The sequence below is a fragment of the Streptomyces sp. NPDC002004 genome, assembly GCF_053593975.1.
The window spans coordinates 59,895-73,557 of sequence record NZ_JBSFDP010000012.1 but is presented as its reverse complement, the minus strand read 5'-3'; the positions used below and the strand labels follow the sequence as shown (position 1 = coordinate 73,557).

The window sequence follows — 13,663 nt, the reverse complement described above, 5'->3', positions numbered from 1 at the left end:
CACCCCCGCCTCGGAACCCGGGCCAACCGACCTGATGGCCAGGTCACTTCACCGAAACGGGAGTCCTGTCATGTCGAACTATGCTGCCGCCGTTGCCCGTTACTTCGAGGCGTGGAACGCCGTCGGCGCCGAGGCGATCGTCAAGGCGGTCGCGGCGGCATGGTCGGAGGACGGCACGTACACCGACCCGCTGGCAGACGTGCGCGGTCACGGGCAGATTGCCGCGGTGATCGAGGCCGCGCACGAGCAGTTCCCCGGCTTTGAGTTCAGGCTGTCCGGTGATGTGGACGGTAACCATCACATCGCCCGCTTCAGCTGGGAGCTGGTGTCCACTGCCGACGGCTCGGCGCCGGTCGCCGGCTCGGACGTGATCACTCTGGGCGAGGACGGCAGGATCACCTCCGTCCTCGGCTTCCTCGACCGGCTCCCCGCGGCATGAATCCCCGCCCGGGAGCACCCTGACCCGCCCGACACGGCTTAAGAACGTCTCCGCATCGCCAACGCAATGACCGTCCCGGTCCCCGTGATCCCCAGGCCGAGCCCACCGAAGATCAGTGGCAGCAGCCACAGCGAGGCGAACCCGTTGATCCGGGCGTCCTCGGGGGAATCTGCTTGGTAGAGGACCTCGACCCGCTCTCCTTCCTCGTACGCCGGTGGGTTGGAACCCGTGGAACTCCGGAACGTCCTTGACGTGCCATCCGACGACGTGAACTCGACCACCGGGTACGCCACGGGCCCGTCGTTCACCCGCTTCTTGCGAGACACGCCGTTGTGGTCGTTCCGCCACTCCAGGGCCACCACCGTGCCCCGGGCGCGCTCCGCATCCGCCAGGAACGAGACCGACACCCCCGCCAGGATCAGCCCGACGACCAAGAACAGCGCCCCGAACGCGATCGCCCCGAAGGCGATCCACCGGCGGGCCCCCCGCCCACGCACCTGAACCTGCACGACATCCCTCTCACTTGTCCGAAAGTGAGAGGGACGCTATCCCAGGTATCCCGGTCGCCGTGCTCCCGCCCCGGGCGGTTCGGCACCGGGCCGCCGTTCAGGAATCGTTCAACCCGCCCCCGGTCCGGCCAACTGCGACGCTCAGTGCACCCGACCATCGGGTTGTGACCGGGCTTCCGTGCCGCCTGCGCCGGGGCACGTATCCGGGGGCACCTGTACCAGGCGGAGGCTTCATGAAAGCGCGGACACGCCCCCGGACGGAGGGGCTCATCCGAGTGCGGGAAGGAGGACGCTCAGGCGGATCAGGGCTCGATGACCAGACGCTCGATCAGGTCGTCGCGGAGGGTGAACTGATAGCGCAGGTCGACAGTGCCTCCGGGGAAGTTGCCTTCGAGGTGGTGTGTGGCGACGTAATGGGTCGGATCGGTCTGCTGCGCATCGGTGAGCTCGATGGTGTAGGTGAATTCGGTGGCGGAGCGGTTCAGCCACCCTTCGATTGCGGTGGTGCCCTGGTATGTCCTGCCGTCGTCGGTCACGGCGGCGTCGCTGGTGAAGGCGGTGACTGCGGTGGCGGTGTCGTGGTCCTGGTGGGCCCTCAGGTAGCGGGTGATCGCTTTGGGCAAGTCGCTCGGGGCGATGGTGCGGGGCTGATGGCTCGGCATGACGGTTCTCTTGACTGTGGGGCTCAGACGGTGGGGGTCGTTCCGCCGTCGATGACGTGTTCGGCGCCGACGATGGCCGAGGCGCGGTCGGAGACGAGGAAGGCGACGAGTTCAGCAACTTCCTCCGGCCGGTTGGGGCGGCCGAGGGGAATGCCGCCGAGTGAGTCCATGAGCCGACCCAGGGCGGCTTCCTGGGTGACACCGGCCTCCTGGGCGATCCGGGCCACCAGGTTGTCGGCGGCGGTGGTCCGGATGAAGCCCGGTGAAACGGTGTTGACGCGGATGCCATGTGGGGCGACCTCGTTGGCCAGGCCCTTGCTGTAGGTGGTCAGCGCCGCTTTGGCTGCTGCGTAGGCCAGGGTGCCGTTCCACAGTGGCATGCGGCGCTGGATCGAGGTGACATGCAGGATCACGCCCTTGCCGGTCGCGATCATGCCGGGCAACAGGCCGCGGTCCAGGCGGACGGCGGCCATCAGGTTCACGTTGAGCTCCTTGGCCCAGTCCTCCTCGCCGAGCGCCGCGAATCCGCCGGCCGGCGCCTCGGAGCCGCCGAGGGTGTGGACCAGGATATCGACACCTCCCATGCGTGCGCCTACTTCGGCGATCACCCGGTCGGCCCCTTCGGGGGCCGACAGGTCGGCGGCGATGAAGGTCTTCTCCTCGACCTTGTCCGGGCTGTTGCGGGCGGTGACAAGCACGTCGGCGCCGGCCTCGGCGAGCCGCCGGGCGATGGCGGCCCCAGCACCCTTGGTGCCGCCGGTGACCAGTGCACGGCGGCCTTTGAGCGATTCGTTGATGGGGCTGGTCATGGTGCCTTCCGATCACTGGTGCGCACGTCCGGCGCAACCCTCGGTTACTGCTAAAATAGAAGCTACTGACTTCGACTTTAGCAGTAACCGAGGGGATGGCCACCGTGGCGAGCCGCATCAGGCTGGAGGACCGGGAATGCCCACTGTCCACGACTGTGGAACATGTCGGTGAGTGGTGGACGCTGCTGATCCTCCACGACGCCTTCGACGGCTACACCCGCTTCGACCAGTTCCAGGAGAACCTGGGCATCTCCTCGAGCATGCTCACGGCCCGCCTGAAGACCCTCGTCACGGACGGATTGCTGGAGCGCCGCCCCTACCGGACCAACCCGGTCCGCCACGAGTACGTGCTGACCGACCTCGGGCGTTCCCTCCGCCCAGTGATCGTCGCCCTGGCCGGGTGGGGCAATTCCCGGCTGGACCCGCACGAACGCAGCATGATTCTCGTCGACGCGGAAAGCGGCGAGGAGGTCGAGCCCGTGGTCGTCGACGCCAGGACCGGCCGCCGACTCGACGACAGCCATGCCTACGTCTTCGCAGCGGGGCCTGCGGCCAGCGACGCCATGCGCAACCGCTACGCCCACCGGCAGCCAGTGGTCCCAACGGCGGGTGCATAGGCGGGGCCGGCGCGACAATACTCAGTAGCGGGCTCGGGCCGTCACGGACGAGCATCAACGCATGAGTGATCAACCCACGCGATGGAGCCCTGCAACCGTCTACCCCGACATGTGGGCCGACCCGGACGACGACCCCCGCAACACGGACGGGGCCAGCCCGGAGGGTGAGCCGGCGACGCTGCAGGGCTTCCTGACGGACTACCGTCTGACGTTGCGGATGAAATGCGAGGGCCTGGATGCCGAGCAACTGGCCCGTCGGTCGGTTCCGCCGTCGACGATGTCGCTGCTCGGCCTGGTGCGGCATCTCGCCGAGGTGGAACGGGACTGGCGCAACTGGATCACCGACGGTGACCCGCTGCCGAAGCTGTACGGCGAGAAGGACGCGGACTTCCACAAGGCGGTCGCCGAGCAGGCCGTGGTCGACGCCGCATTCTCCGACCTGGAGCGCGAGCAGGCCGCGACCGACGCCGCGCTGGCCGAGCACCCGGATCTGAGCGAGCGGGTGGGGAAGGACGAAATCGCAGTCCGGGAGCTGATGGTGCACAGGATCGAGGAGTATGCCCGCCACTGCGGGCACGCCGACCTGTTGCGCGAGTGCGTTGACGGAAGGGTGGGCCAGTGACGAGGACGGGGTTCGCCCTCCGACCCCACCAGCACGTCACCTCGAAGTGACACCCTCAGTAGTCGAGGAGGTTCATGCTGCGAGGGTTTCGTCTCGTTCGGCGAGGTGACCGTTCTCGAAGCGGGCGCCGGCTGCGAATTCCACCCCGACGGGCGGCTTCCGCTGCTCTACATCGCCGTCACGCCCCTGCCGCTCCGAGACACCTCGGCATCCGACCATCCGCTCACCGCTCTGGTCGGCGCTACCCGGGCACGGGCCTTGCGCCTCCTCGTCCGGAAGCACACCACCACCGAACCGCCCGTGAACTCGCTGTCAGCCCAGCGGCCGCGTCCATGCAGGCCAGGACCTTCCGCGAGGCCGGGCCGGTCGCCTCCCAGCGACGCCGTCCTGTGCTTCAAGCTCGACAACCGCCACCTCGCCCTGGCCTTGGAGGGAACCGGCACGGACAGCCCCTACCGGACGGATCCGTACGAGCGATGGCACACCCTGCTCCGCGACCTGCTGGAGCAGATCCCTGGCCTGACCGACAGCGACTTCGCGGCCCATGCGTTGCTTGCCGCTACCCGGGCCGACCTCGTCGAGTAGCTGGCCGGCGAGAAGGACATGCCCCGCAGCGAGATGCGCAAGCAACTGGCGATCTTCACCGCCGGAGTCCTCGGCAGTCCCGTACGGGGACCGGCGGCCGAGGACTGATCACGGAGCCGGCGAGACTAAGCCTCGGCGCTGCCGACCGGAGGCGCCACGTACCGCCTCCGGCCCGGCGCTTGGCGGGACGTACGGGAGGCCGAAACCGGAGGACCGCCGCCCGGCACACGCGACACGGCGGGTGGTGTCACTCCAACCGCGGCGTGAAGAGCACCAGTTCAGTCGAGGGCCGCGGTCGCTTCGGAGCGCAACAGCCTGGTCGAGAGGAACGTGCAGCCGACGGTCGCGTAGGGCTCAGGCAATGCGGTCCAGTGACGCCTCCAGGTCGAGTTCGCCCTCGCGGGTCTGGGCGCCGGCTGCCACAGCGGCTCGCATGCGCTCGACCACGGCATCCGGTGCCGGGTAGACCCCGCCCAGGGCCTTGCTCTCCTCGCCGAGTCCTTCCAGCAGGCTGCCACCGGTGGCTGCGGCCCCGACCGCCGCCTTCGCCGCGGTGACCTGTTCCGGGCGCAGCGCCGCGATGCGCAGGGCGAGGGCGTCGACGAAGTCGTCGAGTTCCTCGGCCGGGAGGGCGCGGTTGATCCAGCCGTAGCGCTCGGCTGTCTCGGCGTCGAAGAGGTTTGCGCCGAGGATCACCTCCAGAGCCCTGGCGCGGCCGACCAGCGGGGGCAGCAGCTGGGTGCCGCCACCTCCGGGGATGATGCCCATCCGGGTCTCGGGCTGGGCGAGCCAGGTCCGTCCCCTGGCGGCGAAGCGCATGTCGAGTGCCATCGCCAGTTCGTTGCCGCCGCCGCGAAGGCGCCCTGCGAGCTTGGCGATCGTCACCTGCGGCAGCGCCCGCAGGCGCAGCATCAGCTTTTGCATCGGGTTGATCAGTGACTCGTCGCCGCCGGTCATGGCGTCCGGGTTGGCCAGTTCCGCGAAGGTCTCCGGCTCGAGCATGAAGCCCAGGTCCACGTGGGCGACGAAGAAGTCCGGGTCGGCGCTCTGCAGCACGATCACACGCACCCGCTCGTCCTCGCGGACGGCTCCGACGAAGTCGTGCAGTTCGTTGATGAGCGTCGCGTCGAGCATGTTCACCGGCGGGCTGTCGAGCGTCACATGAGCCACGCCCGCGTCGATCGCCACCCGCAGTCCCGTGTAACCGTCGTACGGCATTTCGTCCTTCTCTCGATGGAATCTCTGGCCACAGGCCCGTACATCGGTCACGCTAAAACCTGACGTTGACGTCAGAGGCAAGGGGAACGTGATGCGCATCGGTGAACTCGCCGCCAGAACAGGTGTGAGCGTGAGAGCGTTGCGCTACTACGAGGAACAGCAGCTGCTCGCCTCCGAACGCAGCCCCAGCGGGCAGCGGCACTACGCGGACAGTGCAGTCGACCGCGTCCTGCTGATCCAGCAGCTGTACGCGGCAGGACTGCCGAGTAAGTCGATCGTGGAACTGCTGCCATGTGTCGTGACCGGCGAGGTGACGCCGGAGCTGCTCGAACGGCTCTCGGCGGAGCGGGACCGCATCAATACCCAGATCGGCACCCTGGTGGACACCCGGGACAGGCTGGACACCGTCATCGCCGCGGCCACCACCACCTTCCGGACGGGTCGCCCCTGCCCCTGACGTGCGCGGGGGCACGGGGTGGCCATCTGGGCGGCTCAGGACACTTACTCCGTCACCTCGCCGCAGGGTCGGCAGAAGCAACCCTCCCTGGGTGTGCGGCGGTCTTACAGGCCGTCGCGCTCAGAGCCGCTGTCGACTCGTACTGGTGAACCGACCGGGAAGGACGCACTCCATGGTGTTGGATCCCAACTTCTGCCTGGATGTTCCAAAGGGTTTCGACGACTCGGACGCTGAGACCGGGGTACATCCCATCGCCCGGAAGCTGTTCCCCGCCACAACGGCCGCGGAAGCCTTCAAGAAAGCCCATGAGTGGGTGCGTGAGCAAAGAATCCGCCCGGTGGACGTGTCGTGGGATTTCTTCCACGACGAGGACGAGCCCTACTGTCTGAGCATCTATTTCACGTTCGAGTCGGATCCCCAGGACACCTGACCACGACTCTGCGGTTTCCCTTGGACCAGCCAGGAGGCCGTCGGTCCCGGGGTGCCGATGACCGGAGCGCCGTGGACGCGGATCGAGCCGTTGCCTCCGCTGTGATGGGCCGGGCCGACGCTGAGGAGCACTTGCCCACGGGCTGCGGTCGGCTCTGTCGGTCGCGGACACCCGGCGGGCTCGGCACCGACCACTGCGCCGTTACCGCACACGCCGGGTCAGCATGCATGGGGCGCTGGGGGACTACCGTTCAGCGCTCCAGGCCTTGGGCTTCCCTCGGCCTGTCGGCGAGCTTCAGCCAGATCACTCCGGCGATGATGACGCCCAGCCAGCATGCCTGGGCCGGGGTGAGGGTCTCGTCGAAGAGGACGGGGCCCAGCAGTGCCGCGCCGACCGATCCTATTCCCGCCCAGACCGCGTAGCCGATGCCCACATCGATGGTGCCCAATGCGACGCTCAGTGCCCAGAGCGTAAGAAGGAAGAAACCCGAGATGCTGTCCGCCCACAGGCCGAGATCAAGATCTACAGCTGGTACTAGGTTCACCATGAGGTCGGGTACAGGTTTCATGGCACCGTCCTCCTGCGGTGCCCTAGCGTCGTGCCATGACGATTCCAGCTGGACTGAGACGCACGGTCCTCCGGGCGCAGCGGGACACCGGCTTTCTTGCCGCTGGTGTGCTGCCGCACCTGGCGCTGGTGCCCGTGTGGGCCTGGGCGGCGGCGACTACCGCCAGGACGGGGAACTGGCTCCTTACGGTTTCCATGTCGGCCGCCCTGGTCCTGCTCGGCACCCCGGTGCTGACGGCCGTTCAGCGGGCTCGCTACCGGGTGCTCATCGGTGTGGACGTCCCCCGGCTCACCCCCACCGCGCCGGAACAATGGACGTGGGCCTCGACCGCCCGGTGGCTCGCGGCGACGCGGCCTTGGCGCAAGATCGGCTACCACCTCCTGCTGGGCCCGCTGCTCGCGCTGCTGGAGCTGCTGGTGCTCGCGGTGGCAGCGGCGTGCCTGGCGGGCGTCATCGCCTACGCCTGGTCATGGGCGCTGCCAACCGGAATCCGCCAGGACTGGTTCGGCTACCTGACCCAGCTGCCGGCTTACACAGCGGCTGGACTCCTCCTCCTGTGCGCCCTGCCCTGGACCGCGCGGGCAGTAGCCCGGGCCGAGGCGCGGCTGGCGTTGGGCCTGCTCGGGCCCAGCCGGGCGCAGCGGCTCCAGGAGCGGGTCGATCAGCTGGCCGTGAGCCGGACCGACTTGATCGAGGCCGTCGACGCGGAGCGCCGCCGGATCGAGCGCGACCTGCACGACGGCACCCAGCAGCGGTTGGTGTCTCTCGCGGTCAACCTGGGTCTGGCCATTGCCACCCGCCCGGACCTGCCGAGTGATGCCCGCGAGGTGATCGCGAGAGCGCACCTGGAGGCGAAGGAGGCGATCGCCGAACTCAATGACCTGGTGCGGGGACTGCACCCGGCCGTGCTCGAAGACCGAGGTCTGGACGCGGCGTTGTCCGGGCTGGCTGCCCGCACGCCCCTGCCGGTGCGGCTGCGGGTCAATCTGGAGGAGCGGGTGGCGCCCAACGTGGAGTCAGTCGCGTACTTCGTGATCTCTGAGGCGCTGACCAATGCAACGAAGCACGCCAACGCGATGCGTGCAGAGGTGATAGTCCGTCAGGTCGGTGAGGTGCTGCGAGTGCGCGTTACCGACGACGGGCTGGGCGGTGCCGACGCCGCCGTCGGCACGGGGCTGACCGGGCTGGCCAAGCGGGTCGGCTCCCTCGACGGGGCCTTCCACGTCAGCAGCCCCGTTGGCGGGCCCACCACCATCACCGCGGAGCTGCCGTGCGCGCGGTGATCGCCGAGGATTCGGTGTTGTTGCGGGTCGGCCTGATCAAGGTGCTGGAAATGGGTGGGTTCCAGGTCGCCGCGGAAGTCGGCGACGCGGAGGGGCTGTTGGCGGCAGTGGCGGAGCACCGGCCCGAACTTGCCTTGATCGACGTCCGGATGCCGCCCGGCTTCACCGACGAGGGGGTGCGGGCGGCGATGGAGATCCGTCGGCGCTGGCCGGGGACGCCGGTGGTGCTGCTTTCGCAGTACGTGGAGGAGCGGTACGCGGCTGACCTGCTGTCTGCGAACACCAGCGGTGTGGGCTACCTGCTCAAGCAGCGGGTTGCCGATGTCGCCGACTTCGTGGCGGCGGTCCGGCGAGTGGCGGACGGGGGCACGGCCCTGGACCCGCAGGTCGTCGCCCAGTTGCTGCTGAGGCGCGACAGCGACCCGCTCGCGCGGCTGACCCCCCGCGAACGGGAGGTGCTCGGCCTGATGGCCGAGGGGCGCTCCAATGCCGGCATCGCGCAGGCGCTGGTGGTCAGCGAGAGCGCCGTGGCGAAGCACATCAACAACATCTTCGCCAAGCTTGACCTGCCCGTGGTCGACGCGGACCACCGCCGCGTCCTGGCCGTGCTGCGGTTCCTCGGAGCGTCCCGGGCCTGACCTTTCCATCCGTGATCACGATCTACGGCTGGAGTGCTGGGGCGAGAACCGTGCCGCTGCCGCACAAAGCTCGACCAGCGACGCCTCACGCTCATGGCCCACGAGATTCAGGTAGCTGGCGAGCGCGCTCCATGCGACGACAGACCTGGGCTCCAGCAGGACGAGGTCGATCAGCCCCTCTATCGCCTGCTCGGTAGGCGGCCATCCAGGGTCGGATCACTCGTCGACTGAGTCCTCGCCCCTCATCAAGGGAGCAATCGTCAAGGCCTGTGGATCACGCTATTTCTTAGTCGCCAGACCGGCCCCAAAAGGCGATCGCGGTGGTCGCGCCATTGGCGTCCTTCAATGGCCGGCACCACGCTGACCACTGCGGCATCTCCCACAATTCCTCCGAGCCTGGCTGCCGTGCGTCGTAGCACTCCCGCGCCTGTTCGAAGTCTGCTCGGGTCGGTTCCACGGTTCCGAAGATGTGGACGAAGAGCCTCTCGAACTCGCGCTGTCGCACGGTGGCCAAGGCCACCACGATGTCTCCGGCATACGGCTCGATGTAATGCCACGATGACGCGCCCACCCCGGCTCCTGCCCTTCTCCGACCTCTTCGTTGTCGGTGCGGACCCTACCCGCCGGCTCCAACAGCGCGGCGGGCGTTCGGAATCCGCCCCGGCAACCACCGAGTGCTGCGTTACGGCGCCTGATCCTGGCGCTCGACCAGCAGGTCACGTTCGAAGCGGGCCCCGGCTCGGGCGAGGGCGACGAGATGAGGCGCCGTGATCGCGCGCCAGCGGGCTTGGAAGAGCTAACAGAAAGCTGAGCTGCGAGCCAGGTCTCTCCTACAGCAGCTCGTTGGACAGTTCGCGGGGAGGGAAACGGGCCGCAGCTGTTGTCGGATGCCCTGTGGGCGCGGATCGAGCCGCTCCTGCCGGTGGGCACGTGTCATTGAGCCGCTCCCAACTTGGGCACTGGCATACAGCGTGAAAGTCAGTTCACGTCTACGTTGTCGAAGAGTGCGAGCATCTGCGTGAGCACACGCACGCATGCGGTCAGGTCGGCGTCGGTCAGGTCGCCGCCGACCTGACGCAGCAGGGCGTGCTCACGGATGGTTGCCGCGGTGATGGCCGCCCTGCCGTTGTCGGTCAGTCGGATCAGCGAGGACCGCTGGTGGGCGGGGTTGGGGGTGATCTCGACCAGCAGTTGGGTTGCCGCGTCGTTGACCATGCGCTGCACGAATTGTCGGCTCAGCGCCTGTGCGCGGCCCATCTGCGGGACGGTCATGGGCCCGTGTTCCAGGAGCAGGACCAAGACGGCGCGCACGCCGACGGAGAGACCCTCGATCGGTGCGGCTTGTTCCACCTTGCGCTGCACGCGTCGGTACAACGGGCCGACCAGGGCGAACACTTCCGTGAGCCGGTGGGCGAGGTCATCGGGCGCGAGTGGCATATCGGCATCGGTCACCCGATCAGGATGACACCATGGTTGCCAACTCCGGAAGCAGGTGGCACCTTGGTTGTCATGACTGATGCTTCTGGCATGTTCTCGTTCGACACTGGGGACGGCCACCTCGTCTACCGCGACGTCGGGGCAGGACAGCCGCTGGTGCTGCTGCACGGCGGCTTACTGGACCACCGCATGTGGGACGACCAGATACGGGTCTTCGCGCCGGACTACCGAGTGATCGCACCGGATGCCCGCGGACACGGAGGATCCTCCAATGCGAACAAGCCGTTCCGTCAGACCGATGACCTCGCAGCTGTGCTGCGTCACCTCGACGTCGGTCCCGCGATCCTCGTCGGACTGTCGATGGGCGGAGCCATCGCCGTCGATACCGCGCTCGAACACCCCGATCTGGTATGTGCGTTGGTCGTCAGCGGCGTCGGCACCAGCGAACCCGAATTCCAGGATCCCTGGCTCGGCGAGATCGAGGCCGAGGAGGCTCGCGCGCTGGCCGCGGGTGACACCGAGGGCTGGGTCGAGGCATTCACCCGGCTCGCGGCGGGACCGCGCCGCACGCTCGGCGACGTCGACCAGGATGTCGTGCGCAGGCTGCGGGAGATGACCCGGCGGACCGTCGCCAAGCACACCAGTGCCGAACCCATGCACATGGTGCCCGTGACAGACACCTGGGCACGGGCGGCGAAGATCACCGTCCCCGTGCTGGCGATCAATGGCGGCGTCGACTCGGACGACCACATCGGCATGGCCGAACGACTCGTACACACCGTTGTCAATGGCCGTGCGACGACTGTCGAAGACACCGCTCACTACCCCAACATGGAACGACCGGATACTTTCAACGAGATCCTTGGGCGATTCCTCCGCACCGCATCCACTCAAGAGACCTGACCCAGGGCCCTGACGCGTCGGAAAGCAATGACGCAGCAGGCCGGCTTCAGGAAGGCTTCGTGGATGTCGTCGCGGATTTCCCAGCGGATCCGCAGGCGTCGGAAGCCGTGGATCCACGCGTTCGTGCGCTCTACTACCCGACGGACGACGCCGAGTCCCGAGCCGTGAGCCGCTCCGCGGCGCGCGATGACCGGCTTGATGCCCCGCTTCCACAGCAGTCTGCGGTATTTGTCGAAGTCGTAGCCCCGGTCCGCGAACAGTTGCCGGGGTCGGTGGCGAGGTCGCCCTGTGTGCCCCCTGATGCGCGGATGGCATCGAGCAGGGGCAGCAGCTGGGTGACGTCTTGCCTGTTTCCGCCGGGGAGGGTGATGGCCAGCGGGGTGCCGTGCGCGTCGGTGATCACGTGGTGCATGGAGCCCGCCCGGGCACGGTCGACCGGACTCGGCCCTGTTTTCGTGCCGCCCCGAAGTGCCCTGCGGTGCGAGCCGTCGATCACCGCCCTCGACCAGTCCAGCATCCCGGCCCGATGCAGCTCGGTCAGCAGCACCTGGTGGAGGCTGTCCCACACCCCGGCCTCGTTCCAGTCCCGCAACCGATGCCAACACGTCATCCCGGAGCCGAAACCGAGCTCCTGCGGCAGCCACTACCGCTGGATACCGGTTTGCAGCTCGGACAGGATCCCTTGCAGGCACCTACGATCGTCCAGAGGGCGACGCCCGGGATGACGCGCATGCCGCCGACGAGCCGGCAACAACGGCACTACCCGCTCTCAAAGGTCATCCGACACCAGCCACGGCGGCCCACCCTTCCGCTTCCCCACATCCGGTCAACGACCGGACCAAGGAGGAGACATTCTGTTAGCTCCTCTTAGAGGTCATCTCGTTCGGCGGCTTCAAGGTGTGGGACTCAGTGAGGGTCGTGAATGACTGGCGGTGGGTGGGTCGGGGGAGCGTTCCAGCACGTCCCGCCGGAGGCTAGAGGTCAGGGTCACGCCGGAACGGCGTCGTGTTCGACTGCTGCCGCGCGAGCCTGCTCGGCCCACCGGACCGCGTACGGCATCGCCAGCCCGGCGAGGACGAAGACACCGCCCAGCGCCAGCCAGCCGGGGACGCCCCAGGTGATGCAGAACAGGGCCAGTACCGACGGCGCGAGGGAGCTGGCCAGGCCCGTGCCGGTGGCGTTCAGCCCGGAGTACTGGCCCTGGACTCGAGCGGGCGCGAGCCCGAAGCTGAGCTCGAACGAGGCCGCTGTGTGCCACAGTTCACCAACCGTGTGCACGACGACGCCGACGACGATCAGCACGGCGGGGAAACGGCCCGGCATCCCCGCGGCGGCCGCTATCGCCGTCATCCCGAGCAGGAACGCGACCCCGGAACGGACCGCGGCCCGTCCGGCCGAGGCGTTGTCCACGACCCCCCGGCTCGCCCGCACCTGGAACGCCACCACCATCAGCGTGTTGACCACCGCGCAGGCTCCGATCAGCCAGTGTGGCGCCCGGCTGTGCCCAACGATCCACAGCGGGAGCGCGAACACCAGCACGTGCCCCTGCAGCGACAGCAGCGAGTCGAGTGCGGTGACCACCAGATACGGACGGTCCTTCAGCACCTCCCAACGGCCGGCGGAGGACAGCCCATGCATGGACACGGGCTTCGGTCCGCCGCCCATCGGCGGCAGCTGCGGCAGCCGGGCCACGACGGCCGCGCAGAGCAGGAAGCTCAGGGCGTTGGCCAGGATCAGCGACACATACGCGCCCCGGGTTCCCACCTGCACCACCACACCGGCCATGGCCGCACCGCAGGCGCCGGCCAGATTGGCCGTCGCCCGCAGGTAGGACCGGTACTTGGTCGGGTTCGGTCCTGCGAGGCTGCGGGTGAGCGGCCCCCGGGCAGCGGCTCCGGCCGAGGCTGCGAGCTGGGTGAGGGAGACGGTCAGGACGAACGCCCAGAAGGAGTGCACCAGCACCAGCGCGGCCATCGCCGCGGCCTGCACGCACTGGATCACCAGATAGGTCTCCCGCGGGCCGCGCCGATCGGCCACCCGTCCCGCCGGCACGCCGGCCACCAGACCCACCAGGGCCGCCACTCCCATGGCCAGCCCGACCTGGGTCACCGACAGGCCGACCGAGCGGGTGAAGAACAGTGCGGCGGCGGTCATGAAGAGGCCGTTGCCGACCATGCTGATGAACGTGGCCAGTGCCAGCGTCCGCCGGGATCCGCGCTCGGGCAGCAGCCCGCGCCCGATCAGCCACCCCTGCGACTGCGGCCCAGTGCTGACAGGTGCGTCGCTGGATGCCGTGCCGGTCCTCACCAATGTGGAATCCCCTTCCTGCGGGCCACGTGGCCACCCCGGGACTATGCCCGGGGCCAGGGCCACCGCGACAGCCCTTCCGACCTGGTGAAACGTCACATCCGTAAGGGGAACAAACAACGGTCGGGGGCCGTTGTGCCTAGTGACGAGTGGCCAGCTCTCCCAGTTACTCCTCCCCC

The 13,663-nt window shown here is 68.4% G+C and carries 16 protein-coding genes and 2 pseudogenes; 9 read left to right on the top strand and 9 right to left on the bottom strand.

Going from position 1 to position 13,663, the window contains the following annotated elements; translation table 11 throughout:
• Window positions 1-70 precede the first annotated feature (70 nt).
• The gene (locus ACWCP6_RS19860) at window positions 71-439 is read left to right on the top strand and encodes a nuclear transport factor 2 family protein (protein ID WP_450933765.1); all 369 of its coding nucleotides are present in this window, start codon (window positions 71-73) and stop codon (window positions 437-439) included.
• A gap of 38 nt (window positions 440-477) precedes the next feature.
• Here the strand turns inward: ACWCP6_RS19860 and ACWCP6_RS19855 are convergent, their stop codons facing one another.
• The 3 genes from ACWCP6_RS19855 to ACWCP6_RS19845 form a co-directional block, all read right to left on the bottom strand.
• Window positions 478-948 carry a DUF3592 domain-containing protein gene (locus ACWCP6_RS19855; protein ID WP_450933764.1) on the bottom strand — a complete coding sequence of 157 codons (471 nt, stop codon included), beginning with the start codon at window positions 946-948 and terminating at the stop codon, window positions 478-480.
• 302 nt (window positions 949-1,250) lie between these two features.
• Window positions 1,251-1,610 carry a nuclear transport factor 2 family protein gene (locus ACWCP6_RS19850; RefSeq protein ID WP_450933763.1) on the bottom strand — a complete coding sequence of 120 codons (360 nt, stop codon included), beginning with the start codon at window positions 1,608-1,610 and terminating at the stop codon, window positions 1,251-1,253.
• A gap of 23 nt (window positions 1,611-1,633) precedes the next feature.
• Complete coding sequence (locus ACWCP6_RS19845) at window positions 1,634-2,419, bottom strand: SDR family oxidoreductase (protein WP_450933762.1); 786 nt, start codon at window positions 2,417-2,419, stop codon at window positions 1,634-1,636.
• Between the two features lie 95 nt (window positions 2,420-2,514).
• Between ACWCP6_RS19845 and ACWCP6_RS19840 the strand changes: the two genes are divergently transcribed.
• From ACWCP6_RS19840 to ACWCP6_RS19830, 3 genes are all read left to right on the top strand, one after another.
• Entirely contained in the window at window positions 2,515-3,036 is a 522-nt protein-coding gene (locus ACWCP6_RS19840) for a winged helix-turn-helix transcriptional regulator (RefSeq protein ID WP_450933761.1), read from the top strand.
• Window positions 3,037-3,097: 61 nt separating this feature from the next.
• Complete coding sequence (locus ACWCP6_RS19835; RefSeq protein WP_450933760.1) at window positions 3,098-3,658, top strand: DinB family protein; 561 nt, start codon at window positions 3,098-3,100, stop codon at window positions 3,656-3,658.
• A 105-nt stretch (window positions 3,659-3,763) separates the two neighbouring features.
• Window positions 3,764-4,243, top strand: coding sequence for a hypothetical protein (locus tag ACWCP6_RS19830; protein ID WP_450933759.1), 480 nt, complete (start codon window positions 3,764-3,766; stop codon window positions 4,241-4,243).
• 354 nt (window positions 4,244-4,597) lie between these two features.
• Here ACWCP6_RS19830 and ACWCP6_RS19825 read toward each other — a convergent pair whose 3' ends face one another.
• Window positions 4,598-5,461 carry an enoyl-CoA hydratase/isomerase family protein gene (locus ACWCP6_RS19825; RefSeq protein ID WP_450933758.1) on the bottom strand — a complete coding sequence of 288 codons (864 nt, stop codon included), beginning with the start codon at window positions 5,459-5,461 and terminating at the stop codon, window positions 4,598-4,600.
• A 91-nt stretch (window positions 5,462-5,552) separates the two neighbouring features.
• Here ACWCP6_RS19825 and ACWCP6_RS19820 point away from each other — a divergent pair, with 91 nt between their 5' ends.
• Window positions 5,553-5,918: a MerR family transcriptional regulator gene (locus ACWCP6_RS19820; protein WP_450933757.1), complete on the top strand. Its 366-nt coding sequence runs from the start codon at window positions 5,553-5,555 to the stop codon at window positions 5,916-5,918.
• A gap of 172 nt (window positions 5,919-6,090) precedes the next feature.
• On the top strand, window positions 6,091-6,348 hold the full coding sequence (locus tag ACWCP6_RS19815) for a hypothetical protein (protein WP_450933756.1): 258 nt from the start codon (window positions 6,091-6,093) through the stop codon (window positions 6,346-6,348).
• A gap of 250 nt (window positions 6,349-6,598) precedes the next feature.
• Here ACWCP6_RS19815 and ACWCP6_RS19810 read toward each other — a convergent pair.
• Window positions 6,599-6,832: pseudogene (locus ACWCP6_RS19810) on the bottom strand (DMT family transporter); the annotation flags it as partial.
• Between the two features lie 119 nt (window positions 6,833-6,951).
• On the opposite strand from ACWCP6_RS19810, the gene ACWCP6_RS19805 reads away from it, so the two are divergent.
• Together ACWCP6_RS19805 and ACWCP6_RS19800 are read left to right on the top strand one after the other, a co-directional pair.
• Window positions 6,952-8,199 (top strand): sensor histidine kinase, encoded by a 1,248-nt coding sequence (locus ACWCP6_RS19805; protein WP_450933755.1) that lies wholly within the window; start codon window positions 6,952-6,954, stop codon window positions 8,197-8,199.
• Window positions 8,187-8,837, top strand: a complete 651-nt coding sequence (locus ACWCP6_RS19800) for a response regulator (RefSeq protein ID WP_450933754.1) — start codon at window positions 8,187-8,189, stop codon at window positions 8,835-8,837. The genes ACWCP6_RS19805 and ACWCP6_RS19800 overlap by 13 nt, the downstream gene beginning before the upstream one ends.
• 286 nt (window positions 8,838-9,123) lie before the next feature.
• Here the strand turns inward: ACWCP6_RS19800 and ACWCP6_RS19795 are convergent, their stop codons facing one another.
• Both ACWCP6_RS19795 and ACWCP6_RS19790 read right to left on the bottom strand, forming a co-directional pair.
• Window positions 9,124-9,408, bottom strand: coding sequence for a hypothetical protein (locus ACWCP6_RS19795; RefSeq protein WP_450933753.1), 285 nt, complete (start codon window positions 9,406-9,408; stop codon window positions 9,124-9,126).
• Between the two features lie 407 nt (window positions 9,409-9,815).
• Window positions 9,816-10,289 carry a MarR family winged helix-turn-helix transcriptional regulator gene (locus ACWCP6_RS19790; protein WP_450933752.1) on the bottom strand — a complete coding sequence of 158 codons (474 nt, stop codon included), beginning with the start codon at window positions 10,287-10,289 and terminating at the stop codon, window positions 9,816-9,818.
• Window positions 10,290-10,364: 75 nt separating this feature from the next.
• On the opposite strand from ACWCP6_RS19790, the gene ACWCP6_RS19785 reads away from it, so the two are divergent.
• Window positions 10,365-11,177 carry an alpha/beta fold hydrolase gene (locus ACWCP6_RS19785; protein ID WP_450933751.1) on the top strand — a complete coding sequence of 271 codons (813 nt, stop codon included), beginning with the start codon at window positions 10,365-10,367 and terminating at the stop codon, window positions 11,175-11,177.
• Here the strand turns inward: ACWCP6_RS19785 and ACWCP6_RS19780 are convergent.
• A pseudogene (locus ACWCP6_RS19780) lies at window positions 11,165-11,937 on the bottom strand (IS5 family transposase). The gene ACWCP6_RS19785 and the pseudogene ACWCP6_RS19780 overlap by 13 nt on opposite strands.
• 227 nt (window positions 11,938-12,164) lie before the next feature.
• On the bottom strand, window positions 12,165-13,484 hold the full coding sequence (locus tag ACWCP6_RS19775; protein WP_450933750.1) for an MFS transporter: 1,320 nt from the start codon (window positions 13,482-13,484) through the stop codon (window positions 12,165-12,167).
• Between the last annotated feature and the right edge of the window lie 179 nt (window positions 13,485-13,663).

Bases quoted from the DNA above. Each gene is read 5' to 3' on its own strand.
- ACWCP6_RS19835 (WP_450933760.1), top strand. From the start codon at position 3,098: ATGAGTGATCAACCCACGCGATGGAGCCCTGCAACCGTCTACCCCGAC.
- ACWCP6_RS19850 (WP_450933763.1), bottom strand. From the start codon at position 1,610: ATGCCGAGCCATCAGCCCCGCACCATCGCCCCGAGCGACTTGCCCAAA.
- ACWCP6_RS19820 (WP_450933757.1), top strand. From the start codon at position 5,553: ATGCGCATCGGTGAACTCGCCGCCAGAACAGGTGTGAGCGTGAGAGCG.
- ACWCP6_RS19860 (WP_450933765.1), top strand. From the start codon at position 71: ATGTCGAACTATGCTGCCGCCGTTGCCCGTTACTTCGAGGCGTGGAAC.
- ACWCP6_RS19840 (WP_450933761.1), top strand. From the start codon at position 2,515: ATGGCCACCGTGGCGAGCCGCATCAGGCTGGAGGACCGGGAATGCCCA.
- ACWCP6_RS19805 (WP_450933755.1), top strand. From the start codon at position 6,952: ATGACGATTCCAGCTGGACTGAGACGCACGGTCCTCCGGGCGCAGCGG.
- ACWCP6_RS19785 (WP_450933751.1), top strand. From the start codon at position 10,365: ATGTTCTCGTTCGACACTGGGGACGGCCACCTCGTCTACCGCGACGTC.
- ACWCP6_RS19825 (WP_450933758.1), bottom strand. From the start codon at position 5,461: ATGCCGTACGACGGTTACACGGGACTGCGGGTGGCGATCGACGCGGGC.
- ACWCP6_RS19815 (WP_450933756.1), top strand. From the start codon at position 6,091: ATGGTGTTGGATCCCAACTTCTGCCTGGATGTTCCAAAGGGTTTCGAC.
- ACWCP6_RS19845 (WP_450933762.1), bottom strand. From the start codon at position 2,419: ATGACCAGCCCCATCAACGAATCGCTCAAAGGCCGCCGTGCACTGGTC.